The organism is Spirulina subsalsa CS-330 (assembly GCF_028330765.1).
Classification (GTDB): Bacteria; Cyanobacteriota; Cyanobacteriia; order Cyanobacteriales; family Spirulinaceae; genus Spirulina; species Spirulina subsalsa_A.
This window is the reverse complement of sequence record NZ_JAQMTY010000145.1, coordinates 22,325-45,931: the sequence shown is the minus strand read 5'-3', so window position 1 is coordinate 45,931 and position 23,607 is coordinate 22,325. Positions and strand designations below refer to the sequence as shown.

At 51.9% G+C, this 23,607-nt stretch carries 21 protein-coding genes; 8 read left to right on the top strand and 13 right to left on the bottom strand.

Annotation, left to right across the window (positions count from 1 at the left end):
* Position 1 precedes the first annotated feature (1 nt).
* From PN477_RS09820 to PN477_RS09780, 9 genes are all read right to left on the bottom strand, one after another.
* Complete coding sequence (locus tag PN477_RS09820) at positions 2 to 229, bottom strand: hypothetical protein (RefSeq protein ID WP_272119991.1); 228 nt, start codon at positions 227 to 229, stop codon at positions 2 to 4.
* Positions 230 to 262: 33 nt separating this feature from the next.
* Entirely contained in the window at positions 263 to 2,140 is a 1,878-nt protein-coding gene (locus PN477_RS09815; protein WP_272119990.1) for an FtsK/SpoIIIE domain-containing protein, read from the bottom strand.
* Positions 2,141 to 2,169: 29 nt separating this feature from the next.
* On the bottom strand, positions 2,170 to 3,195 hold the full coding sequence (locus PN477_RS09810) for a PDDEXK nuclease domain-containing protein (protein ID WP_272119989.1): 1,026 nt from the start codon (positions 3,193 to 3,195) through the stop codon (positions 2,170 to 2,172).
* A gap of 199 nt (positions 3,196 to 3,394) precedes the next feature.
* Positions 3,395 to 5,335 carry a HEAT repeat domain-containing protein gene (locus tag PN477_RS09805; RefSeq protein WP_272119988.1) on the bottom strand — a complete coding sequence of 647 codons (1,941 nt, stop codon included), beginning with the start codon at positions 5,333 to 5,335 and terminating at the stop codon, positions 3,395 to 3,397.
* Between the two features lie 266 nt (positions 5,336 to 5,601).
* Complete coding sequence (gene petG, locus PN477_RS09800; RefSeq protein ID WP_272119987.1) at positions 5,602 to 5,715, bottom strand: cytochrome b6-f complex subunit V; 114 nt, start codon at positions 5,713 to 5,715, stop codon at positions 5,602 to 5,604.
* Positions 5,716 to 5,838: 123 nt separating this feature from the next.
* Entirely contained in the window at positions 5,839 to 7,053 is a 1,215-nt protein-coding gene (locus tag PN477_RS09795; protein ID WP_272119986.1) for an amino acid ABC transporter permease, read from the bottom strand.
* 75 nt (positions 7,054 to 7,128) lie between these two features.
* Positions 7,129 to 8,466: an amino acid ABC transporter permease gene (locus PN477_RS09790; protein ID WP_272119985.1), complete on the bottom strand. Its 1,338-nt coding sequence runs from the start codon at positions 8,464 to 8,466 to the stop codon at positions 7,129 to 7,131.
* A gap of 77 nt (positions 8,467 to 8,543) precedes the next feature.
* The gene (locus PN477_RS09785; RefSeq protein WP_417158786.1) at positions 8,544 to 9,623 is read right to left on the bottom strand and encodes an amino acid ABC transporter substrate-binding protein; all 1,080 of its coding nucleotides are present in this window, start codon (positions 9,621 to 9,623) and stop codon (positions 8,544 to 8,546) included.
* Between the two features lie 442 nt (positions 9,624 to 10,065).
* A complete protein-coding gene (locus tag PN477_RS09780) occupies positions 10,066 to 10,266 on the bottom strand; it encodes a hypothetical protein (RefSeq protein ID WP_272119982.1) in 201 nt (66 codons plus the stop codon).
* 211 nt (positions 10,267 to 10,477) lie between these two features.
* Between PN477_RS09780 and PN477_RS09775 the strand changes: the two genes are divergently transcribed.
* The 7 genes from PN477_RS09775 to PN477_RS09745 all read left to right on the top strand — a co-directional run bounded on the left by PN477_RS09775 (position 10,478) and on the right by PN477_RS09745 (position 17,836).
* Positions 10,478 to 11,053 carry a shikimate kinase gene (locus PN477_RS09775; protein WP_417158788.1) on the top strand — a complete coding sequence of 192 codons (576 nt, stop codon included), beginning with the start codon at positions 10,478 to 10,480 and terminating at the stop codon, positions 11,051 to 11,053.
* Positions 11,054 to 11,135: 82 nt separating this feature from the next.
* Positions 11,136 to 12,335: an argininosuccinate synthase gene (locus PN477_RS09770; protein ID WP_272119980.1), complete on the top strand. Its 1,200-nt coding sequence runs from the start codon at positions 11,136 to 11,138 to the stop codon at positions 12,333 to 12,335.
* Positions 12,336 to 12,540: 205 nt separating this feature from the next.
* Positions 12,541 to 13,713, top strand: a complete 1,173-nt coding sequence (locus tag PN477_RS09765; protein WP_272119979.1) for a site-2 protease family protein — start codon at positions 12,541 to 12,543, stop codon at positions 13,711 to 13,713.
* A 3-nt stretch (positions 13,714 to 13,716) separates the two neighbouring features.
* A complete protein-coding gene (locus PN477_RS09760) occupies positions 13,717 to 13,914 on the top strand; it encodes a hypothetical protein (protein WP_272119978.1) in 198 nt (65 codons plus the stop codon).
* A gap of 307 nt (positions 13,915 to 14,221) precedes the next feature.
* The gene (gene mrdA, locus PN477_RS09755; RefSeq protein ID WP_417158785.1) at positions 14,222 to 16,015 is read left to right on the top strand and encodes a penicillin-binding protein 2; all 1,794 of its coding nucleotides are present in this window, start codon (positions 14,222 to 14,224) and stop codon (positions 16,013 to 16,015) included.
* 10 nt (positions 16,016 to 16,025) lie between these two features.
* Entirely contained in the window at positions 16,026 to 16,832 is an 807-nt protein-coding gene (locus PN477_RS09750; RefSeq protein ID WP_272119976.1) for an ABC transporter permease, read from the top strand.
* 77 nt (positions 16,833 to 16,909) lie between these two features.
* Entirely contained in the window at positions 16,910 to 17,836 is a 927-nt protein-coding gene (locus PN477_RS09745; RefSeq protein WP_272119975.1) for a homogentisate phytyltransferase, read from the top strand.
* An 80-nt stretch (positions 17,837 to 17,916) separates the two neighbouring features.
* Here PN477_RS09745 and PN477_RS09740 read toward each other — a convergent pair whose 3' ends face one another.
* Positions 17,917 to 18,810, bottom strand: a complete 894-nt coding sequence (locus PN477_RS09740) for a S66 peptidase family protein (protein ID WP_272119974.1) — start codon at positions 18,808 to 18,810, stop codon at positions 17,917 to 17,919.
* A 61-nt stretch (positions 18,811 to 18,871) separates the two neighbouring features.
* Between PN477_RS09740 and PN477_RS09735 the strand changes: the two genes are divergently transcribed.
* Positions 18,872 to 19,633, top strand: coding sequence for a pentapeptide repeat-containing protein (locus tag PN477_RS09735; protein WP_272119973.1), 762 nt, complete (start codon positions 18,872 to 18,874; stop codon positions 19,631 to 19,633).
* Positions 19,634 to 19,739: 106 nt separating this feature from the next.
* Here PN477_RS09735 and PN477_RS09730 read toward each other — a convergent pair whose 3' ends face one another.
* The 3 genes from PN477_RS09730 to PN477_RS09720 all read right to left on the bottom strand — a co-directional run bounded on the left by PN477_RS09730 (position 19,740) and on the right by PN477_RS09720 (position 23,492).
* Positions 19,740 to 20,399: a Uma2 family endonuclease gene (locus tag PN477_RS09730; protein WP_272119972.1), complete on the bottom strand. Its 660-nt coding sequence runs from the start codon at positions 20,397 to 20,399 to the stop codon at positions 19,740 to 19,742.
* 496 nt (positions 20,400 to 20,895) lie between these two features.
* The gene (locus PN477_RS09725; RefSeq protein ID WP_272119971.1) at positions 20,896 to 22,161 is read right to left on the bottom strand and encodes an S-layer homology domain-containing protein; all 1,266 of its coding nucleotides are present in this window, start codon (positions 22,159 to 22,161) and stop codon (positions 20,896 to 20,898) included.
* A gap of 692 nt (positions 22,162 to 22,853) precedes the next feature.
* Positions 22,854 to 23,492: a Uma2 family endonuclease gene (locus PN477_RS09720; RefSeq protein ID WP_272119970.1), complete on the bottom strand. Its 639-nt coding sequence runs from the start codon at positions 23,490 to 23,492 to the stop codon at positions 22,854 to 22,856.
* Positions 23,493 to 23,607 lie beyond the last annotated feature (115 nt).

The window sequence follows — 23,607 nt, the reverse complement described above, 5'->3', positions numbered from 1 at the left end:
GCTAAAACCGTCCTAAAGTCTGTTGAATACCTTCAGCTTGATTAATCGCTTTTTTAAGTTCACTGACACTATCTTCACACATTTCAAAAATAATTCTGACCTTAGCAGGAGATTCAGAAATGGAAAGTTCAGGAATTTGGCCAGCTAAGGCACGGGATTCCTCTACCATATCTGTAATCCGATCCATCGTGGCTTGAAATTCAGCGACTTGATCACTAAGAGACATCATTAACCTCCGCAATTAATAGTAAGCAAGAAAATTTCAATTTTCCCAGATTTCATCAGAGACATAGGGAGTCGCTACCAACTGAAGATTTGGGTTAAGACCTCGATAAATAGCGCGACCTTTTGGTTTTCGGGGTAGACTGGCGGCCGCTTCATCGTCTAGCAACATCACACTAGCTCCAGATTGGACAGGAAAAATAACTCGCTCATCCATATTATCGGAGATTTGGCGAGGAATAACATCAGATGTGGGTCGTTGGCTGCAATAGATAATGTGAATACCACTCACTCGGCTTTGGGCTGCTAGAGCGGTTAAATGCTTGTCAATTTCAGCTTTGGTTTTACGATCGGCATTGAGGATAAAAAACGCTTCATCGATGATCAGTAAAATACGCTGTTTGGGTTCAGGGAGTTTTGCGTTGAGGCGATCGAGGCTCGTTACCCGATTTTCTCGCATTAAATTCCGACGGTTTTCATGTTCTACCCAAAGTGTCCCTAGCAGTTCGGCAAATGCTTCTAATTCCGTTACCAGATTCAAGCTGGGTTGAAAGTCAGCAATGAGTTGATAATGCATCCCGGCTTGAAAGTCTGCAACATGAAGTTGGCGCTGAGGATTGGCATGGAGGAATTGGTAAATGACCGACTTGAGAAAGTTGGTTTTTCCGGTTCCGGTGATACCGGCTACGATGCGATGGGGAATGTCTGACCAGGATGAAGTTACGAGCCGACCTTGGGGTGTGAGTCCAACAATATACTGATCGGCTGTGATTAAGTGACCCTGTTGGGCAATGAGGTCGGTCAAGGTGAAACACTCTGGTAGTGAAGCCGCAGATGGTACGGGGGCAACTATCGAGCAGAATGGATTCAGTTCTTCGGCGGTGGCCAGATCGCGCAGGGGCTGAAGATCGCGCATTCGGGGTGTATTACTGGCATTTGTTAATGGCGCAAGGGCTGATTCCCCGGTTCTAACCAAGCTGCCACCGCTGGCTGTACCTAACCTGGGCATTGGTTTGGGGGCAGGCTTAGGGGTTGTTAAGCTTCCAAAGCTCAAAGAACCATCATCAAAGATGTCTAAGCCTCGACGGGGAGGTTGAATCGCCTCTTTAATTGCCAATTGGGTAAACGATCGCTGCCATCCCTCAGATGCGATCGCATCACACAATGCAAGATGCTGACTAGCCCCTAAGCAACTCGAAAACAGGGCATGACTTCGATCAATCAAAAGAGGCTGGCAAGGTGGAGATTGATTCACAATGGCACTTCTGGCTAACTCACTGAGCACCAAATTAGCCTCACTATGATGTTCAGCAAGGGCTTTGAACTGGAAGCGCAGCAGCGGTGTGTGGGCGTAATGTTGTTGGTAATAACGGTAGGTATCGAGGGTTTGTTTCAGTAACGGATCGCTGTAGTCGTTGCTTTGCTTCCGAACTGCTTCAAGCTGGGTAAGGATTTGGGCGATCGCATTACGCCAAGGGGACGAATCTTGGGTCTCTCGCTGAATGGTAATTTCTAGGCAACATTGACCGTTAAGACGGGAGAGCAGGTCAAGCAGGGGGGCAAGATTCGGGGTGCGCTGGGCTTGGAACGGGTGGGGAATGTAATAGTTTTGCGGTTCGATAAAACTTTCAGGTTTGGTGAGTTGACCGATCGCGTTGACCCAGTGCAAATCTGGGTGAGGGATTTCGGTGAGTTGATAGGTATGGAGAAGAGGCGAGTGAGTCAGGAGGGTTGCGAGGGGCGCGATCGCTTCCTCATGGCTGTTGAGGTGCAGGGTGGTTTGGTTCGGACGGTTGCTGTAGCGCAGGGAGAGCGCCACCTCTGTCTGCAAAAACACAGTCAGCAGGTCGGTGAGCTTGACGGTTGGCCCCGTGCTTGCAGTTTGGGTTTGTTCGAGCTTCCAAGATTTACGGTTCATGAGTTCTGGAGGGTCTGCCCGGTTGGCATCTACTGCTGACGTTTTAGAGACTGGTATTCGTCAATTTCGGCGCGTTCCCGTTCGATTTCCTGGCGTAGTTCCTCTTCACTGGGCAGGACTAAACGGTATTTGCTGGCGAAGAGTTGCTGACTTTCATGTAATACAGAGTAGCGCACCACTGATTTATCTTTGCTGCCACAGAGCAGAATCCCCACCGTGGGGTTGTCGTCTTCGCCCCGACGGAGATCATCATACATCCGCACGTACATATCCATTTGACCAATATCTTGGTGGCTCAGGTGTCCGGTTTTGAGGTCAATCAGCACAAAGCATTTGAGCAGGTAGTTGTAAAACACCAGGTCAATGTAGAAGTCTTGGGTTTCGGTGCTGATGCGCTGTTGACGGGCAACAAAAGCGAAACCTTTGCCTAGTTCTAGCAGGAACTGTTGCAGTTTATCCATCAGTGCCTGTTCTAGGTCTGCTTCGAGAAGTCTGCCGGTATCGGGGAGTCCCAGAAATTCCAGAATCACTGGATCGCGGACAAAGTTACGGGGGGCTGATGAGTTTGGCTGAGGTTCGGTGGGGGATTGCTCTGGGTCGGGGTTAGCCAGCAAGCGTTCATAGTAAAGGGTGCTAATCTGCCGCTCTAAAACGCGGGTACTCCAGTTCTGGGCTGCGGCTTCTTGCATATACCACAGGCGGACTTCTGAAGTTTCGACGCGCAGAAGCAGGCGGTAGTGAGTCCAACTCAATTCGTGACGCAGTGCGTCACAGTTTGGAAAATTCTGATAAAACAGGCGCATATAGCGCAGGTTGGAAGCATCGAAGCCTTTACCAAATTCGGCGGTGAGGACTTTGGATAGTTGGGTGATCAGGTGTTTTCCGTAGGTTGCTCGTGCTTCTCCACCTTGTTCAAATTCGACGATATGCCGACCAATCTGCCAATAGGTTTGGACTTGGATGGTGTTGACGCTGCGGGTGGCCTGTTGACGAGCTTGGGTAATCAGGTCGCGCAGGGCATCAATTAAGGTGAGCGGTAGTTGGATATCATTCATTTGGTAATCCCTCTATCCACTTCAGCAAGAAAATGGAGTTAGATTCTTTCTATGTTGGGCATGAATTTTGGTTAATTCAATGACGCTATCGAGCGTAATTCTTTCGTTCATCCTACGATAATAAAGTTGATTGATCCAGCTATAGAAGATTTATTCTTTCGTGGTAGGCACTGCCCGTCCTACTTCTGTAACTCATGATCTATGACCATTGCTGTTTCAAGTCATTAACGATTTTCTTGAAGCTTGATAAGTCATTTACGTACTGGTAGATGTAATATATTAAAATAACTATTGCTGCAAATGTAAATAGTCCCAATTCAGTCCCTAAAACCCCAATAAGATTAGATAGGAAAATCAATAATGCTATGACTCCTAAGCATCCTAAACATCCACTTGAATCACTTGAATTTTTCTGTTTTCTTTGCTTTTCAAAAATTCCTTCCATATGTTGGATGACACTAAACTTTAAGTCATTTAACTTAGTGGATTCTTGCATGCACTCGTTATATGTTGATGATGAAAGTTGTTCAATAGCAAAGCTGGTCACTTCAATTACAAATCTCGAATCAACGAAAACACTGAATCTTGAACGACCTTTGATAAGATCTAGTGATTTTCTAAGCAGAGTTTGATTATTGTATATTCTTTGTTGAAGATCACTGATCTTTGCAGATAAAGATTTAATTTTTTCAATGTTCTCTTCATTATTAGATAATTGATTATTTCCTATTTTATTCAAATGAGCTTTAATCTCAGAACTACTCAATTCAAATTTTTTGCCTAATTTCTGTGATGCGAAAGTGGCAGTGCCTACTATATGGTCAAAATTTCCTATCTGCTTATTTAAACGCGCAACTAAGTCAGACAGTTGCTGTATGGTGAAGTTATTGAACTCTGATTCGTTAAAATTGGATAATTTGAATAGTATGATTTCAACAATAGAAAATGCTCCTGATTCCAAATCTTCAACTTTGTCTTCATAGATTTCTAAGGTTCTCGCAACAGTTTCACGAGAACGCTCATCAGGATGCAATAATATCTTGACAAGATTGAAAACCTTGTCTTCCAAAGATTTAAATGAAATGTCAGAAAGCAGTGCAATCGCAATATCCTGATAATCTAGGTTGCTCTTTTGAGCATATCTATTATCAGAAAGCCTCAAAACTTTCCATATGACCTGTTCCAATGTTGGAACAGCAACTTCTCCAACTTGTCGTACCTGATCCCACTGTTCACAAATAATTGCTGCCTTTGCCCAATGACTGCGATCAAGCCAATCACCTGCTTGTATAACAACTTGTGCTGCCATGCGTCGCAACTCAATTTCATCGTTATAAGCCTCAGTTAAAAACCCTTTTAGAGACTCATATAACCGTTGCTCGATCGCCTCGCTGGTTGTAAACCGTTGCTTGGCAAACTCCAGTGCAATCTTCTGGATATCTCGGTTAGGCGATTCAACTCCTAACAAAATACCCCGGACAAATAGCAGATTGATGATATCGCCTGCAACCTCCAGAAAACGCCGATTCGTGCTCTTGTCGTTCAAAAACTCGACCGTTGCATCTCCGGCATACAACCAAAACTCCAAATGTCGCTCATAATCTGCCGTGAAATTTCCTCGACTATTGAGCCGATCCACCCGCTCCATTTCATCTAACTTGCGATCAACAATCTCCCGCCGAATCCGCTCCGGTGGTTCTGTTAACGCGCCCCCCTCCACATGAGCCAACAAATCCCGCGAAAACCGTAACTGCTCGATCGCCCAAGCCGCTGCCCAGCGCGTCAAATCATTACTCTGCGCCTTACTCCCCCGAATCTCTTCCGCCAACAAATGCAACAGCGCAATACTGTAATCCGACTGCCCCGACGTAATATCCGCCCGTGTTGGCTCATCGGTAATATGCCCCAACCCCTGCAATGCCAAAGCCCGTAACGGTGGCTCTGCTCGATTTTTGAGAATCGTCACAAACCACGGGAACGCATTACCCGGACGCGATTCCGCCACCGCAAAAAACAACTCCACCTGATCCCCAGCATTACTCAGACCATAAAACGCATTGATCAGATCCTGGGCATTGTTGAGCGGGGGCAAAGACGATTCAGGAACGCCAGACGGTTGAAGATTGCTAGAGTCATTCATAGTACAGAAATGAACGTAACTATTGAGAGTATTGACTCAATATAATTCACAGGATGGGAAAGCCAATCTAAAGATTAGTTTAATTGTGCCCGTTGACTGAGTTTTGTTCTTGTGGAGAATATCGAACTGTTGCAGCCTATGAGATTTTTTGAATACAAAAGTATTGAAAATTGCCATGCAAATCAGGTGAGGAGTTAATTCGCCAAAACAAAGGGGTGAAGGACTTTGCTATCCTTCACCCCGCAGCGACCTGAAATGATGCAGCCTTAGCTGATCGCTTGATCGTCGCGCTTGTATTGCGTGTATGCGGCCACAAATAGACCGGCCAGGGTCACGGGCACTAGACCGATGACAATCCCCAATAAAAGATATTCAACCATGCTGCTCTCCGTATGTTGTGCTTCTTGTCGATTAAAAATGGCTATCGTTTCATCCTACCATTGGCGGCTCAGGGTTTAGGGTGCGATCGCTCCGGAAATTTCCCCCAGTCACCCCCTAAATCCTTAATGCCCCGTATTGAGCTTTTTCTCCACATACCGACTGCCCAAGGACATCGCGTAGCAGAAAATCCAATACAACAGCCCCACGAATAAATACACCTCGGAATAGCGACCAATAAAACTAGGGTTCGCCAAAATCGAGCGACTCATCCCCAAGAGTTCTTCTAAGCCCACAATCGAGAGGAGGGTGGTGTCTTGGAATAGGCTAATAAATTGACCGACCACCGCCGGGATCACCGCCTTGACGGCTTGGGGTAGCACAATTAATGAAACCGTCAGGGGGGAATTGAGACCTAGAGCTTTGGCGGCTTCCTCTTGACCCTTGGGAATGGATTGCAAACCGCCGCGCACGTTCTCTGCTAGATAGGCCGAACTAAAGAGCGTCAACCCGACGATCGCCCGTAACACCCGGTCGGGTCGCATCCCTTCGGGTAAAAAGAGCGGGATAATCACCTGACCCATGAAGAGGATGGCAATGAGCGGAATCCCCCGCACGATCTCGATATAGAGTACCGAAAATAACCGCACCACAGGCAGGTCACTTTGTCGCCCCAGGGCCAAGGTCACCCCAAAGGGAAAACAGATGGCAATGCTAACCACCGCCATGAAGACCGTCAGCACAACACCGCCCCATTCATTGGTTTTGACGGGTTCGAGGCCGAGATTGCCACTGATCAGCCAGAGATAGACAAAAAATGAACCGAGCCAGGCAAAGGTGGTGTATTGTCCGAGTTTGGGGACTTTTTTGCCGAGTTGCTGTCCGATCCAGGCGGTGGCGGCGAGGAGAACGAGCATGAAGACGACGAGCGATCGCCACGGCACTACCGGAATCGGGAGGATAAAGCAGATCACCGCTGCCACCCCTAAACCAATCAACACATTGCGGCTAAACAGCGTCACATTCCGCGCCACAACCCCCCAGGAAATCCCAGCGAGGGTGACGATAATGCCCACCGCAACCCAGAGCCGCCAGTAGCTTTCATCGGGATAGCGGCCAGCGGTAAAAATCGCTAGGTTGGCCGGAATCACTTGCCATTGTGCCTGGGTAAAGACCCACAGGAGAAATCCATAGGCTAACCAGAGAAAGCCGCCGCCGACGATAACGGTGATCGCCGCGTTGTACCACGGGGTGAGGAGATTTTGCTTCACCCAATTGGCGGGTGTGGGGCGTACGTCGGGTGGGGGGAGAGCGGGACTAGTGGGAGTATGGGCAGTCATATTGGGGTTTAAATCCGTTGGATAGACGACAAAGAAGAACGAGGGATGGGGGTTCACAAAGAACCCATCCGAGGTTTATCGTTCCTTGATTTGAACCGCACGGTTAAAGGCGTTCATGGATAAGGAGATGACCATGTTGATCGCAAGATAGGTGACCGAAATGATCAGCATTACGTCAATGGGTCGTCCGGATTGGTTGTAGGTGGTGTTGGCGACGTTGTAGAGTTCGGCGTAGGCGATCGCCGCCCCTAAGCTGGAGTTTTTCGCCAAGTTTTGATACTGGCTATTCAACGGGGGAATGATCACCCGCAAGGCTTGGGGAAAGACCACCAGACGCATTGTGAGGTTGGGATGAATGCCCAGAGCACTCGACGCTTCCCACTGTCCTTTCACCACCGATTGAATCCCGGCGCGGACAATCTCCGCGATAAACGCAGCGGTATAGAGCACTAAGCCCACCAGCAGCGCCGAAAATTCCAGGGATAACCGCAACCCATATTCAAAATTCCCGGTTTGGAGGCATTTGGGATAGGTGGCGATCGCTTCGTCACCGAGGGGAGGGGCCAAGGATGAGACTTGGTAGGTTTCGGCCACACATGCGGTGAAGTTTTCGAGATCCCGCGCTTCAAATTGACTCGGATCGAGGGTGAGTTCTTGGGGGAACGCCCAACCGAGGCCAACACAAAAAATGACGATCATTGCGATCGCCACCCCAATCAGACCATAGAGTTGAGCTTTGCCGGGACGACCCTGCTCCACCATCAAGTAAACGCGCCATTTCCACAGCACAATCAGGCCAATCGTCCCCACAATCAACGCAGCCAAACTCACCCACATCAGCGGTGACGTAGCAGGCCAGGGCATGAAAATCCCGCGTTTACTAGCATAGAGCGCACCCACCAACTCCAGGCGATCACCCGGTCGGGGGAGTTGAGAAAAGACTGCCGAATACCAGAAAAAGAGTTGCAGCAGCAACGGGGTATTGCGAATGATTTCGATATAAAGCTGACTGCCTTTTTGGAGCAGCCAATTGTTGGAAAACTGAAGAACGCCGACGATAATCCCCACAATGGTGGTGAACACAATCCCACAGACCATCATGATCAGGGAATTGACCAAGCCCGCTTGCAGCACGCGCCCATAACTATCCGTCGGACTGTAGGGGAAAATGCTGCTATAGGTTTCTTCCGGAACGTTGTAAGGGGCGACACTATCGAGAATATCAAAGGAGGCTTGGTTATCGAGGAACTCGAAACCGAATTCTAAGCCCGCCCGCTGCATGTTGATATTGAGGTTGTAGATCAGCAGTGAGGCGATCGCCACCACCACCACCACCGCTAAAACTTGCAGGGCGATTTTCCAGAAACGGTCATCGCGCCAAAGGGGAACCTGATGCTCTGGAGATTGGGTCATGATGCAAAACCGAAGTAACAACAATCAAGGAAGCCGGGCAGACTCGCCCCCCTCCTCATTTAGATAGACATCACACCCTACCGGAAGGGAGGAGCATAGAGTAAGCCCCCTTCCGTCCAGAGAGTATTCAAGCCCCGTTCCAAATTAAATTGAGACTCAGAACCCAAGTTCCGCTCATAGACTTCACCGTAGTTCCCCACCGCCGAAATCACATTCACCATGAAGTCATTGTCTAAACCAATGCCTTCACCAAGATCCCCTTCACCCCCCAAGAAGCGGCTGATGTTGGGGTCTTCACTGTTCGCCATTTCTTCGACGTTCTCAGAGGTGATCCCGAATTCTTCCGCTTCAATCAAGCCGAAGGTCACCCACTTCACCACATCAAACCAAGTCGAATCATTATTAATCGTCACAGGGCCAAGGGGTTCTTTCGACATCGTGACATCAAGCAACACATGATCTTCCGGGTTAGAAAGCGTGGTTCGACGGGCGATCAACTGGGACTTGTCCGACGTAAACCCATCACAAAGCTCATCATCATAGGCAGCATAGGCCGGATCAGCTTGTTGGAAGGTTTTCACTTCCGGGTCAACCCCCGCTTTCCGCATCTTGTCCGTGAGGTTCAGTTCAGTCGTCGTCCCCGCTTCCACACAGACGGAGCGGCCGTCAAAGTCTTCGAGGCTTTCGATCCCACTGTCAGCCCGCACCATCATGCCTTGACCGTCGTAGAAGGTCGTCGGAGCGAATTCCAGACCTACAGAGGTATCACGGCTAATCGTCCAGGTCGTATTCCGGGACAGCATATCCACTTCACCCCCCGCCAGAGCGGTAAAACGTTCCGTGGAATCCAAACGACGATATTCAACGGCTTCGGGATCACCCAGCACCGCAGCAGCCACAGCTTTACAGATATCTACGTCTAGCCCTGAGTAGTCACCGGCTTCATCCACAAAGCTAAACCCCGGAATCCCACCATCAACGCCGCAGATCAAGGTGCCGCGCTCTTTAACCGTGTCCAATCGACTCGAACTAGCCACGGACTCGGTACCTTCTGCGCCACCCTCTTCACCGTCTGCTGCGGGCTCAGGCGGTGTGGCACAGGCGGCCAAAGATCCCATTAAAAGCAAAGACAAAAATAACGAATTCCATTTACGCATGACAATCACACCACGAAGGCTAAGAATTTACACTAAACAAGTATATACACTTCGTGATTATCTGTAATGTTGGTGTGTCTTTTTTTACAAAATAAAAATTAAGTTTGTCACCCCAGATGTGAGGTTAGGGGCTGCATTTCCAGAAATTCGGTATCAAAAGTGACGAGATACTGAATCCTGCTGGAAAATTTCAGTCCTCGGGATGAGGCGTATTTTGGGTCATCCAGACTCCTGGGGGATGTGCTGATCGCTGCGATCAGCACATCCCTTGGGATGATGGGGAGAATGCTTGTGGGGTGGGATATACGGTGTCAGATGTGGGCGAGATTTCGACAATCTAGATCCTGTCAATCGGTTTTTCGGGCTGAATGGGACTGGGCGGAGGGCAGGGAATTTTTACGATCTTGGCGATCGCCTTGGGCTTCACCTCACAGTTGGGATATTAGCCCTGGGCTGCTGCAATTTCTCGAATGAGTGGGGTGCGAGACCGAATATAATGGCTCACGAGTTCAACGTCTTCAGCGGCTAGGGAACATTGTTCACTGAGGCGGGCTAAAAGCCATTGAACAAGACTCGAATCGTCCTGATTTAGGATGGTCGTGGATTGAGCATTTTCAACCAAAGACCAGAGCTGTCGAAGCATTGCAGGAGTCATATGGACCTACCATTTGAGTGCAATAGGGGTATTATGCCATAGGCATTCCGGAGCTAGCGGTCAGAATGGTTACATTCTTTAATCTTTTCTTTAGATTCTCTAACTCTCTTCCTCACCCTAACGGATTTAGCTATTCCCTGTGGGGTTTGTATCAATGCCGATACATCTTTTAATTCAGCCTCCTTTTGTCCTCAATTGCATTCATAAAATGACGCAGAACTTAATGTTAAAACGACTCAGTCTCTTTCTCGTTGGCATGATGGGAAGCGGCAAAAGCACGGTGGGCCGACTGTTGTCTCGTCAGATTAATTACCGTTTTTTCGATACGGATGTTTTGATTGAGCAGGTGACGAATCAGACGATTTCTGACCTGTTTGCGACGGCGGGGGAAGGGTATTTCCGCAGGCTGGAAACCCAGGTTTTGGAGCAGGTCTGTGCCTATAACCAAAGTGTGATTGCGACGGGTGGGGGGGCGGTGCTGGCCTCGAAAAACTGGGGCTATCTGCGGGAGGGGTTGGTGATCTGGCTTGATCCGCCGCTAGAGGTGATTGCAGCCCGTTTAGAGCAGAGCCAGGATACGAGTCGTCCGCTGTTGGGGGGGCAGGATCGGCTGTCGCAGTTGACAACGTTGCACGCGGCGCGGTGCGATCGCTACGCCCAAGCGGATCTGCATATTCAACCCCAACCGGAGGATTCGCCAGAGGCGATCGCCTCAGCCATCCTCGCCGCCATTCCCACGGTGATCAAACCACCCCCCACTCCAGTCCAAGAGTGAGAGAATCTTGACATCACTTTGACTTTCCCGGATGCCTTGCGTAAAATGACTCCTCGGTCAAAATCCTCGTGGGGGAAAAATCATGGGTCGCGCAGATAAAGTTATCCTTGCCTACTCTGGAGGTGTAGATACCTCTGTTTGTATTCCATATCTGAAAGAAGAATGGGGCGTAAAAGAGGTGATCACCCTCGCTGCTGATCTCGGTCAAGGCGATGAACTTGGCCCCATTCAAAAAAAGGCGTTGGACTCTGGTGCGTCGGAGTCGCTCGTCATTGATGGCAAAGAACGATTTGTGACGGACTACGCCTTTCCGTCAATTCAAGCTAATGCTCTCTATGAAAGTCGCTACCCGCTCTCCACGGCCTTAGCTCGGCCCATGATCGCCAAAATGCTGGTGGAAGCGGCGGAAAAATATGGCGCGGATGCGGTGGCCCACGGCTGTACTGGGAAAGGCAATGATCAAGTCCGGTTTGATGTGGGGATTGCGGCGCTGAATCCGTCCTTGAAGGTGCTCGCTCCGGCCCGGGAATGGGGCATGAGCCGGGAAGAAACGATCGCCTACGGGGAAAAGTTCGGTATTCCCTCCCCGGTGAAAAAATCCTCGCCCTTCAGCATCGATCGCAACCTCCTCGGGCGCAGCATCGAAGCGGGCCCCCTCGAAGATCCGATGGTGGAACCCCCGGAAGAAATTTTTGCGATGACCCAAGCGATCGCAGATACCCCCAACGAGCCGGACTATGTAGAAATTGGCTTTGAGCAAGGCATTCCCGTTAGTCTCGACGGTCGCGCCCTCGGCCCGATCGCACTGATCACCGAACTGAATGATCGCGTCGGGGGCCACGGCATCGGCCGGATTGACATGGTCGAAAACCGAGTCGTCGGGATCAAATCACGGGAAATCTATGAAGCACCCGCCCTGTTGGTGTTGATCCAAGCTCACCGCGACCTCGAAAGCCTGACCCTGACGGCAGATGTCACCCAATACAAGCAAACCATCGAACAGACCTACACCAACTTGGTCTATCAAGGTCTGTGGTACAGCCCCTTAAAAACAGCCCTTGATGCCTTTGTCAAACAAACCCAGGAGCGAGTGTCTGGGGTGGTGCGGGTCAAGCTGTTCAAGGGCAGTGCCAGCATTGTGGGTCGTCGTTCCGACCTCTCGATCTACTCGCCGGATCTAGCCACCTACACCGCCGATGATCAATTCGATCACAAGGCTGCCGAAGGGTTTATTTACATCTGGGGCCTGCCGACTCGCGTTTGGGCTGAAAAGACCCGCTAGGGAATTTTCGCCCCTCAAAACGTAGGCATCAATCTTCCGGATGTTGGTTCCGTTCCACCCGGTTCAACACCGGAAGATTTTCCATTTTTGGGTAAACAAGTCGGAAAACCTCACCTTTGGGGTCAATTCCCCCTGACCGGCCCTCGATACAATAGGGGGGCGCTGCAATTCTTGTAGCAGTTGTCCGAGGATACGAGGAACATTCATGAACGGCAATATTCGCGTTGGTCAGTTATTTGGCATTCCCTTTTTTATTAACCCCTCTTGGTTTTTGATTTTAGCCTTGGGAACCTTTTGGTTTGGGCAAGAGTTTGCCCTTTCTCTGCCGCAATTTAATGGCTTTGCCTCGCTGCTCTTGGGGCTGGTGACGGTGCTGCTCCTGTTTGCCTCCGTCTTGGCCCACGAACTGGGTCATAGTCTGGTGGCCATGTCCCAAGGGATTACGGTGAAGTCGATTACCCTCTTTATTTTTGGTGGGTTAGCTCTCCTCGAAAAAGATGCGGAAAAGCCTTGGCAATCCTTGGCGATCGCGATCGCTGGCCCCCTAGTCAGTATTGCCCTGTTTATTCTCTTTGCCGGCATTGGTAGCGCGAACATTGGCCTTCCCCTGCCGGTGCTGGCTGTCCTGTCGTTCCTCGCCCCCATTAATCTAGTCCTAGCCCTGTTTAACCTCATCCCTGGCTTGCCCTTGGACGGGGGGAATATCCTCCGGGCGATCATTTGGAAAATCACCGGCAACCCCAACAAAGGCCTGCTCTATGCCAGTCGTGTGGGTCAAGTGTTTGGTTGGTTAGCCGTGGTGATCGGGATTCTCGCCGTCCTCGGCATTAGCCCGATCGGGAGCTTGTGGACGACCTTCATCGGCTTATTCTTACTGCAAAACGCCGGGATGTCCGCCCAATCGGCCCAGGTACAGGATAAGTTAGACCACCTCACGGCTCAGGATGCGATCGCCCCCCACAGCCCCGTCGCCCCAGTGAGCATGAACGTTCGGGAATTCGTCAACAACTACATCATCGGTCAACCCCAACACTCACAATTCATCCTGACCAATGCCGACGGCAAACTACTCGGAACCCTTAACCCCGAAAGCCTCAAAACCATCCCCACCTCCCAATGGACGGAAACATCCCTGTACACCCTCCTCAACACCGAAACCTTACCCCTCACCATTCCTGCCCAGCAATCCCTCCTAACCGTCGTTAAACAACTGGAAAAACAACCTAACACCACCTTTGTCGTCGTTGATGAGCAAAATAGCGTCCTCGGACTCCTAGAAAAAGCATCCATCATTAACCTTCTGTCCAAAGACAAAAGCGACGATGCGCCCACCCTCCCCCCCGAACAACCCCTCGCATCCACCGAAGCTGAAGGGTAAACCGTGGCACTGGATACTAACCCGCTGAACCTTGGCCCCATCGAGACCCGTGAGCGGTCTCCCTCGGTAACCCTGAGCCTTGGGCAAGAACAGCGGGAAACCCCAACCCTAGGAACGATTAACGCCCTAGCGCAGAGTTATCCCCAATGGATGCCGTACATTGTCATCACGAGCCAAATTTATGCTGATGGCAAAATATAGTGATCGTAATAGCGATCGTAGAGTGATCAAACCTCCGACAGAATGAGTCCCCCTCCCCTGTCCTGGCAATCGGCCGATTGCCGTCATCCTCTGACTAATCTCACCCCAAGCCATGCTACAAATTACTCAATCAGAGGTTAATATAGGTTCAATTCATGGCGAGATCATGCGAAAGCTAAGCCAGTTTAGGCCCAAACCTATACCACAGGCAGGTCAATCTGCGGGGTGTCATTCTAGGCGACGAATTTCCAATACCTCTTTAGTATTGGTTCTCCGCTATCCATCCCTTGAACGGTTAATCTAAATAATGCGAGCCATTCATCCCACTGCGCTACAACCCACGTCTAAAGTTGGACGAAAACAGACCCCCAGAACCGTCGGTCTGAGCTACCAATCGGTTTTCATCATGCTCCTGATCAGCCTGACGTTGCTCGGCGGTATTGGTTCGCGACTGGCATACCTCCAACTGGTAGAAGGCGAACGCAACAAAGAACTCGCCGAAAATAACCGCATTCGCGTTGTGCCCCGTCAACCCGTGCGCGGCACAATTTTTGATCGCAAAGGCCGAATTTTAGCCAGTAGTCGCCTTACCCATTCGGCCTACATCTGGCCGCTGGCCCAAAAATACGAAACCTGGGATCTCACGGTGCAGCGGTTGTCCCAAATCTTAAACCTCCCGGAAGCTGAAATTCGTGATCCCGTTGAAGCGGCGGGCTACAACTCTCCCACCCGAATTCGGGTCGGTCGAGACCTGACCCCTGAGCAAATCACAGCGATTCAAGAATACAGCGGTGATCTGCAAGGGGTTGATGTGGATATTGAGCATGTGCGGGACTATCCCAATCAAAAGTTAGCCTCCCACGTCCTGGGCTATACTGGCGAACTCAATGCCGAAGAACTGAAGGAACGAGCGCCCCGTGGCTATCGGTTAGGGGATATTGTGGGGCAAATGGGCGTTGAAGAAGCCCTCGAAGATGAACTACGGGGGGAATGGGGCGGCCAACAGGTGGAAGTAGATGGATCGGGGCAGGCCGTTCAAATTTTGGGACAAAAACCGGCGAAAGCAGGCCGTGATGTTCAACTCACCCTTGACCTTGATTTGCAAAGGGCGGCGGAGGCGGCGCTGGGTAAGCGCAAGGGTGCGATCGTTGCTATCAACCCGAAAGATGGTGCTGTGCTTGCCATGGCTAGCTATCCGACCTTTGACCCTAATATTTTCTCCGGGCGGATCACAGAAGAACAATGGGCCGAACTCCAAGGCGAGGGGAATCCCTTTGTGAATCGGACGTTGCGCGGTTTCCCACCGGCTTCGACGTTTAAGGTGGTGACGGCTACGGCGGGGATGGAGTCGGGGAAATATCCGCCGGATACGGTGTTGCCAACGTTTGCCTATCTCCGGGTCGGGGGAACGGCGTTCGGGGAATGGAACCGGGCTGGATTTGGCCCCATGGGCTATGTGCGGGCGATGGCCTGGAGTAGTAATACGTTCCATGGTCAGATTGGTCGTGGTGTGGGCGGGCCGGTGTTAATTGATTGGGCGCGTCGTTATGGGTTTGGTAAACCGACGGGGATTGAATTGAAATCGGAAACGGCGGGGCTGATTGCCGATGATGCCTGGAAGCGGGAACAGTTTGATTGGGAATGGACGGCCGGGGATACGGTGAATATGTCTATTGGTCAAGGGTTCACCCAGGCGACACCGCTGCAAGTGGCGGTGATGTTTGCGGTACCGGCGAATGGGGGCTATCGGGTCACGCCGCATTTGTTCCAAGATCCGGATCAGCCGCCGAAGCCGACTACGTCTATGGAGTTGAAGCCGACGACGCTGCAAGTGCTGCGCGAAGGTTTGCGGGCGGTGGTGACAGCGGGGACGGGGAATGCCTTGAATATTCCGACGGTTCCCTCTGCTGCGGGGAAAAGTGGTACGGCGGAAGCGCCGCCGGGTGAGTCCCATGCTTGGTTTGGTGGGTTTGCACCCTATGAGAATCCGGAAATTGTGGTGGTGGCCTTTGCGGAGCATTCCGGCGGTGGGGGCGGTAAAGTGGCTGGGCCCATGGTGGCGAAGGTGATGGAAGTCTATTTCCAAACGAAGGGGAAGTGATCAAGGGACTATGAGCCGTTCTGATTCGCGTCCTTGGCGGGTGTCGTGGCAAGGTCTGTTTGCGGCGTTGATGTTTTTTTATATGTATTTGCCGATCGCAGTTTTGGCGGTCTATAGCGTCAATGAGTCGGCCTATAGTGCGGGTTGGACGGGGTTTTCTTGGCGCTGGTATCGGAAGCTGTTTCAGGATGGGCGGATTGTCCGGGCGTTGGAGAATAGTCTGACGGTGGCGATCGCATCTGTGGCGATCGCGGCCATTTTCGGGACGCTGATGGCGCTGGGCTTGGCGAAGTATCGCTTTTGGGGCAAGTCGCTCTATCGGGGGGTGGCCTATTTGCCGCTGATTGTGCCGGATATTGCGATCGCTGTCTCTACCCTCATTTTTCTGGCGGTGTTGGGGATTCAACTCAGCCTCTGGACGATTGTGGCGGCCCATGTGGTGTTTTGCCTGTCCTACGTGGCGATCGTCGTCTCCTCCCGTTTAACGACCCTTGACCCCCACCTCGAAGAAGCCGCGTTAGACCTGGGTGCAACCCCGCTGGAAGCCTTTTTTAAAGTGCTGTTACCGGAACTCGCCCCCGCTATTCTCGCGGGTTGCCTGCTCTCGTTTATCCTCAGCATGGATGATTTCTTGATCGCGAGCTTCACAGCGGGAACAGGAGCAACGACCCTGCCGATGGAGATTTTTAGTCGGATTCGCACCGGGGTTAAACCCGATATTAATGCCCTCAGTGTGCTGCTGATTTTGGCATCGGGAGCGGTGGCCTGCGGGGCGGAATATCTACGGTTTAAAGGAAATCAGCGGCACAACTCCTAGGGATTTGCGCCATCCTGCGATGTCCGGCGGCGCGTCTCGTTACGATGAACAATGCAGACGTGAGTTGATGTAACGGTATGACACCCCAGTTTTTTGAGCAGTGGTCGCGATCGCCCCTCCCGCAAACCGCGAAAGCCCTGTGGCAATTTTCCCGCCCCCATACGATTATTGGCACGAGTTTAAGTGTGGTGGCCCTAGCCGCGATCGCCCTGGCTCAAGCCCCGACGGCAGCGGTATCGCCGTTAACGATGGCGATCGCCTGGGTGGCCTGTCTGGGGGGGAATATTTACATCGTCGGCTTAAACCAACTCGAAGACATCGAGATTGACCGGATTAATAAACCCCAGTTACCCCTCGCCTCTGGTGTCTTTTCCCCCGCCCAAGGTCGCGGCATTGTGATCACGGCGGGGATTGGGGCGATCGCCCTCGCCCTCACCCATCCTTGGCTCCTGTTCACCGTCGGGATCAGTCTGCTGATCGGCACAGCCTACTCGTTGCCGCCGATTCGCCTCAAACGGTTTTCCCTCTGGGCAGCCCTGTGCATTCTCACGGTGCGGGGGGTGGTGGTGAATGTGGGGCTGTATCGCTATTTTCAAGGTGAAACGGGAGGCATTCCGGGGCCGGTGTGGGTGCTGACGGGGTTTATCCTCTGGTTTACGATCGCGATCGCCCTATTTAAAGATGTGCCGGATCTAGACGGCGATCGCCAATATCGCATCCAAACCGTCACGATTTTGCTAGGAAAACGGGCGGTGTTTCGGATTTGCTGCGGGTTAATTGTCGCTTGCTATGGGGCGATGATCGGGGTGGGTCTGTTGGGAATACCGGGAATCAATGGGGCGGTGATGATCGCCACTCATACCGCCCTCGCCATTGCCCTGCTCTGGCGCAGTCGCGGCGTTAATTTAGACCAAAAGCCCGAAATCGCCCGCTTTTATCAATTCATTTGGCTGCTGTTTTTCCTGGAATATCTGCTCTTTCCTCTGGCTTGTTGGTGGGTATGAAGCGCGGCCTGGCCCTCACCCCTCGCCCCTCTCCCGCAGGGCGAGGGGAATCCATTTTGATCTTCCGTGGGAGGCGGAATCTAATCCAAAATGATCAACGAGCCGCGATCGCTGTCCAATTCTACGCGCACGCCCACGGGTAACGCCGCATTCCCGGATACATGACCAAAGGGCAGATTGGCAACAATCGGGATGTTCAAATCGGCGAGGCGATCGCGCAACATCTCCAGCACCGGCCAAGTCCCCGGATTGCCCGCACAATCCGTAAACTGCCCCAACGCAATCCCCCGCACGCCCTGCAACGCCCCGCTCAGCCGCCACTGAGTAATCATCCGATCCAAACGATAGGGCGCTTCCGTCACATCCTCCCAGGCCAAAATCACCCCCTCTAGATCCGGTTGAACCGGGGTAAACAGGAGATTTGTCGCCACGGCTAAATTCGCGGGCAATAACGTCCCGATCGCCACCCCATTTCCCCAGCCCTCCCCCTGCAACGGCCCCAAGGGCCGCCCTTCCACACAATCAATCAACCGCTGCACCGACCAATCCGGCTCCTTTCCCACAGAGGTCAACACGGGCCCATGCACCGCCCCCAATCTACGCCGCGCCAAACTCCACAACAGCCCCGTAATATCCGAAAACCCGATCAGCCACTTATGCCCCTTGGGCCACTGCCACTCTTCTAACAGTCTGGCGCTGCCGTAGCCGCCCCGAATACAGAGCACGCCTTGATAGTCCGGGTTTTCCCAGGCCTGACGCAGGGCCTCGCGGCGCTGGGCATCGTCGCCTGCTAGATAGCTATAGCGACTATCCCAATGGGGCCCCAGATCCACCCGATAACCCCGCGCCTGCCAGAGGGCCAGACCATCTTGCAGCCGTGCGATTTCGTTGAGTGCGCCGCTGGGGGCGATCGCACAGAGGCGATCGCCGGGTTGGAGCGGCGGCGGAAAGCGAAACGGAGCAGAGTCAACCATGATCCCTAGGTCTTTGAAAACAAGTCAGTAGAATAGAAACATCGTTGCACTTTTTGGTCTCATGCAGAAAACCCTGATCGCCACTGGCCTCATCTCCACCCTGTTCGCCGCTCCTCTGCTGGCGGAAAACCTCAACCACACCAGCCAACTGCTGGCGACGGGGGATTGTGTGCAATGTGATCTGAGTCGGGCTGGGTTGGTATTGGCGGATTTAGAAGGGGCGGATCTGCGGGGGGCAGATTTACGGTTTGCCAACCTCAGCCAAGCGAACTTAGCCGGAGCGGACTTAACCGGGGCGGATCTCAGTGGTGCATCACTCCACAGCGCGAATCTGTTGGGGGCGACCCTGTTGGGGGCGAATTTGGCGGGAACGGATTTGCGGCAGGCTTATTTGGTGAATACGAATCTTTGGGGAACGCGGTTAGATTTGGCCTGGACGGAAGGGGCGATCGGGTTGCCGCGCACCCTAGAGACAGCGGAACAGTATTACGCCTTGGGGATCGTGGCAGCGAATCAACGTAACTATGTCGATGCGATCGCCAACTATAACCAAGCCCTGAATTTAAAACAAGACTTCGCCCCTGCCTATCTTGGTCGCGCCCTCGTCCGTCTCCGCCTCACCGATGAAGCCGGTGCGATTCAAGATGCCCAAATCGCCGCCGCCTTATTTGAACGCCAAGAGGACGAAGGGGGCCAAGCGATCGCCACAGGGTTAATCGAGGAAGTGAATAAACGCCAAGGCTCCGGCGGCGGCAGCGGGTTAGGAATTCAACTCTTAAACCTATTGGGAGGCTTTGGTTCGCTGTTGCGGTTTTTACTTTGACATCCGCTCCGGCGTGAACGCACGGGGATTCCATCTATTTCAACAGATCAAAGATTGACAATTGTTGAAATGCTGGATGGGGTGATCAGCGTCAAACAACTCAAATTCACAAGGTATCGGGATCAATTCCCAATTCTTTTAACTTAGCAAACGCTTTATCCCGTTCATTGGCTAATTGGTTGCGCTCATTGGCTAATTCGGTGAAGGTTTTAAACGGTTCACCATTGGGATAAAACACCGCTAAGCCATCCTCAAACAGTTCAAACCGAATCTGCAACAGTGGCGAAACCCACGGCAAATTCAGCATCAAGACTGGATTAAATCCTGCTTCTCTGTTGTCGCGAGTCAGTCCCCAAAAATCGTAGGAATCGGGGTCATAAAAATACATTTCCAATACACCATGCTGGGCATAGAAATGTTGTTTAGCCACCATCTCGGTCGCGGTGTTGCTGGGTGAGATGATCTCAAAGACCACTTGGGGGGCAATATCATCCTCTTCCCATTGTTTGTAACTGCCTCTGTCTCCGGCGGGACGACCCAAGACCACCATGGCATCGGGAGCTTGACCGGACGGCGTTTTACCCCCTTTAGCCTGGACAGGATACCAGAGCAGATCGCCAGCTACAAAGGCGGTTTGATCTTGCAAGAGGCATTTGAGATTTTCCACAAGACGTACAATCCATTGATACTGCTTGGTATTGTCTGCCATGGGTTTGCCGTCGGAGTCGGGATATTGGGTGTCGGGTTGAGAAGGTGCTTGTACCACGGGCGATCACAATATCGATAGTTTCATTATGACGCAACAAAATGGAGGTGTTTGGCTTTTTTTCCTGCGATCGCACTCCCCAACCAATAACCCCCCAAACAATAAAACAATACAGACCACAGCGGATCTGCATTTTGACATCCTCCCCGGCCTAAAGGCACGGGGATTCCCAGTCTGCCTACATTAAGCAGACTCCTGACGGGTAGACAGACAAGAAACTGCCCCAGATCGGGGTCTAACACTGCTTAACGCCTGTCCATTCAGGTCGGCTTGCCCAGCCGCCAAAACATTAAGTTTTAATACTGGCATGATACCATAGACAGAGAAAACTGGATCAATAAATTGGACGAGAAAAGAAATTTGGACGAGAAAAGCCGCCCTGGAAGGGCGGGGCTTCAGACCCATTAATTCTGGTGAGCGTTGAGAAGCTAGATTAAGGCAAACCTTGGCAAGACCTTGAGGGGAAAACAGTCCCACTCAGGTGATGCAGCGGCGACTATTGCACCGGGGCCACAAAGTCATCATCTAAGGTGAGGTTCAAGTTGGTTTCCGGTTCCACCACCAAGAGATCCACACTGTTACGACCGAGGAAGTTTTGGATCAAGGTCAACACTGCACCGGCTCCCGCTCCGATCAGCAGTTCTTCGGTGGCGATCGCCCGGTCACCCGTGACGGCAGCGATCGCAGCAGCAGCGGCAGTCCCTAACGCCGCATTTTTCAGCAGATCCCCGGTATTCGTGCCCCGGCGTACCGTTTCGGTTTCGGTGATCGGGCTAGAGGTGGCGGCAAAGGGTCGCTTTGAGCCATCGGGATAGATCAACTCCTCGGCCACAAACTGGGTCGCGTCGTCCCCGGCGGGGCGCAGTTCACCCTTCACCTGGCTCCCGGCCGGAATCAGAACCCGACCGTCTTGGGTGGTGATATTGGTGCGCACGGCAAAGGTGACCGGCAGGGTTTCATCAGGCATCAAGAGGATTTTGTCCTTCATGTAGCTGACGGGAATCGTCGTTCCAGCCGGAATGCGGTATTCCGTTGCGATCGGGGTGGCATTGGCAATGTAGGGCGAATTAATCGCTGCCACTCGGCCTTCGCTCACCATGGCTTGATAGAGGAACGCAGCAACTTCGGCGCGGGTCGCATTGCGGGTTGGATTCAACCGGTTGATGCTGGGATAGTTCACCACCATCCGTTCTTCCGTTGCCGCCGCCACTGCTGACTGAGCGAAGTTAGAAATCGAGCCGTTGTCCACGTAGTAATTGAGCACTTGGTTGACCGGGGCATTCGAGCTATAGTTCAACCCGTTGGCGAGGGAAACGAGGACTTGTTCGCGGGGAATGTTTTGCTCAGGGCGGAAAATATTACCAGGATAGCCAGAGAGGAACCCCATTTCGTAGGATGTCCGAATCGAACCGGCGGCCCAATGGCTGCTGGGCACATCAGCAAAATTGATGGCGTTGCGAATCTTCGTTTTGCTGTACACCGCTTGCACCATGGAGGAGTATTGCGCCCGGGTCACGGGTGCATCGGGGCGGAAGGTGCCATCGGGAAAACCGGCCAATACATTTTGAGCCACCAACGCATTGATGTAGTCTTTCGCCCAGTGGTTGCTGGGGACATCGGGAAAGCGGGTGGCTTGGGCCAAAGCGGGGGCAGCGGAGGAGGCAATCATCGGGGCGACGAAAATGGGTGCGATCGCAGTGGCGTTCATCCCCAAGGTCATGATCAAAGCGGTTGTGGCTTGCCAGCGTTTGAAGTTAATCATTTATGGAATCTCCTGTGTATTGCAGAGTGAGGTCAGTTGTTGTGAATCATCTAGAGCGAATCAAGCATTAAGCTTGGTTTTCTGCTCTTGTTGTAGGTTATGACCAAGGGAGTTCCTGCTAAGTTTCTGGGGTTAGTCCAGTTGATCATCTGGCTGCGAAACAATGCACAAGCCAAGCCGCTCAAAAATACAGCACTAGCCAGAGCGGTTAGGACATTCAGAGACTCTGGAACAAGGGGCTTAAGCCCCTTGCCTGTCCTAATGCCACTGTTGATTGCTATAGGATTGAATAATCAAAACGCAAGGATTGGCAAGGGATAGAGCGGGTTTAAGATTACTTTCTCAGATCGCTCTCTCTAGCCATTTTAAAAACTGGCACATTTCCTGAGAAAACTAGAAACTCTCCTCTAAACCGTATCAAGTGAATGCTGCGCTGAACCGATTTGAGGAATAATTATTTTTGCAATAAAGGAGTTATTGAGTAGGTCGTGAGTGGCGGCGATCGCTCGAAAATCGCAAATATTTAATCTCTTTTTTAGCCGTCATTAACGCTCATTATAGCGATCCCACCTGATTTATGTGCAGGCCGGCGTACATCCCTGGGTTGATCAGAGGCTAAGACTTAACATTGATTGAAAATTAGGATTGGGTCTGTCTGATTACCCCTTAAACGGTAAAGATTCTGATCATCGTTAAACTTCGTCTGGGTTAATTCCCAGTTCTCGCAATTTGGCCGCCAAGCGATCGCGCTCCTGGGCAAATTCCGCCAAGGTCTTGAACGGTTCACCATCGGGATAAAACACCGCCAACCCCGCCGCACCTAACTCAAACCGAATCTGGAGCAGCGGCGAAACCCAGGGCATATTCAGCGGCATTACCGGCTCCAGTTTATCGTCCACTGTGGTACGCACCAATCCCCAGAACGTTTGCGACTGTGGATTGTAAAAATAAAGCTCCAACACCCCATGCTCGATATAAAAAGCCTGCTTGGCCGTCATTTCCGCTGCACTGTTGCTCGGTGAAATAATTTCAAACACGACCTGGGGCGCGATATTCTCTTCTTCCCATTGTTTGTAACTGCCGCGATCGCGATCCGGGCGACCGAGTACCACCATCGCATCGGGAGCTTGAGCGACAGGAGTTTCGCCGGATTTTGCCTGCACCGGATACCACAACAAATCGCCCGCAACAAAGGCAGTTTGACCCGCTAACATCCGTTTGAGGTTTTCCACCAAGCGGACAATCCATTGGTATTGCAGGGTGTTTTCGGCCATGGGTTTACCGTCAGAGTCGGGATAGCGGGTTGAGGCCTCAAAGGGAGTCTGAACCATGATGCGACGTGGGGAGAGGATGTTGTTATTGTAGCCAATGGCTAAGATTGGGCAATGGTGCGATCGCAAACCCCCACAGCAGGCTGACGCGCTCCCATGGGGGTTTTGTGAATAA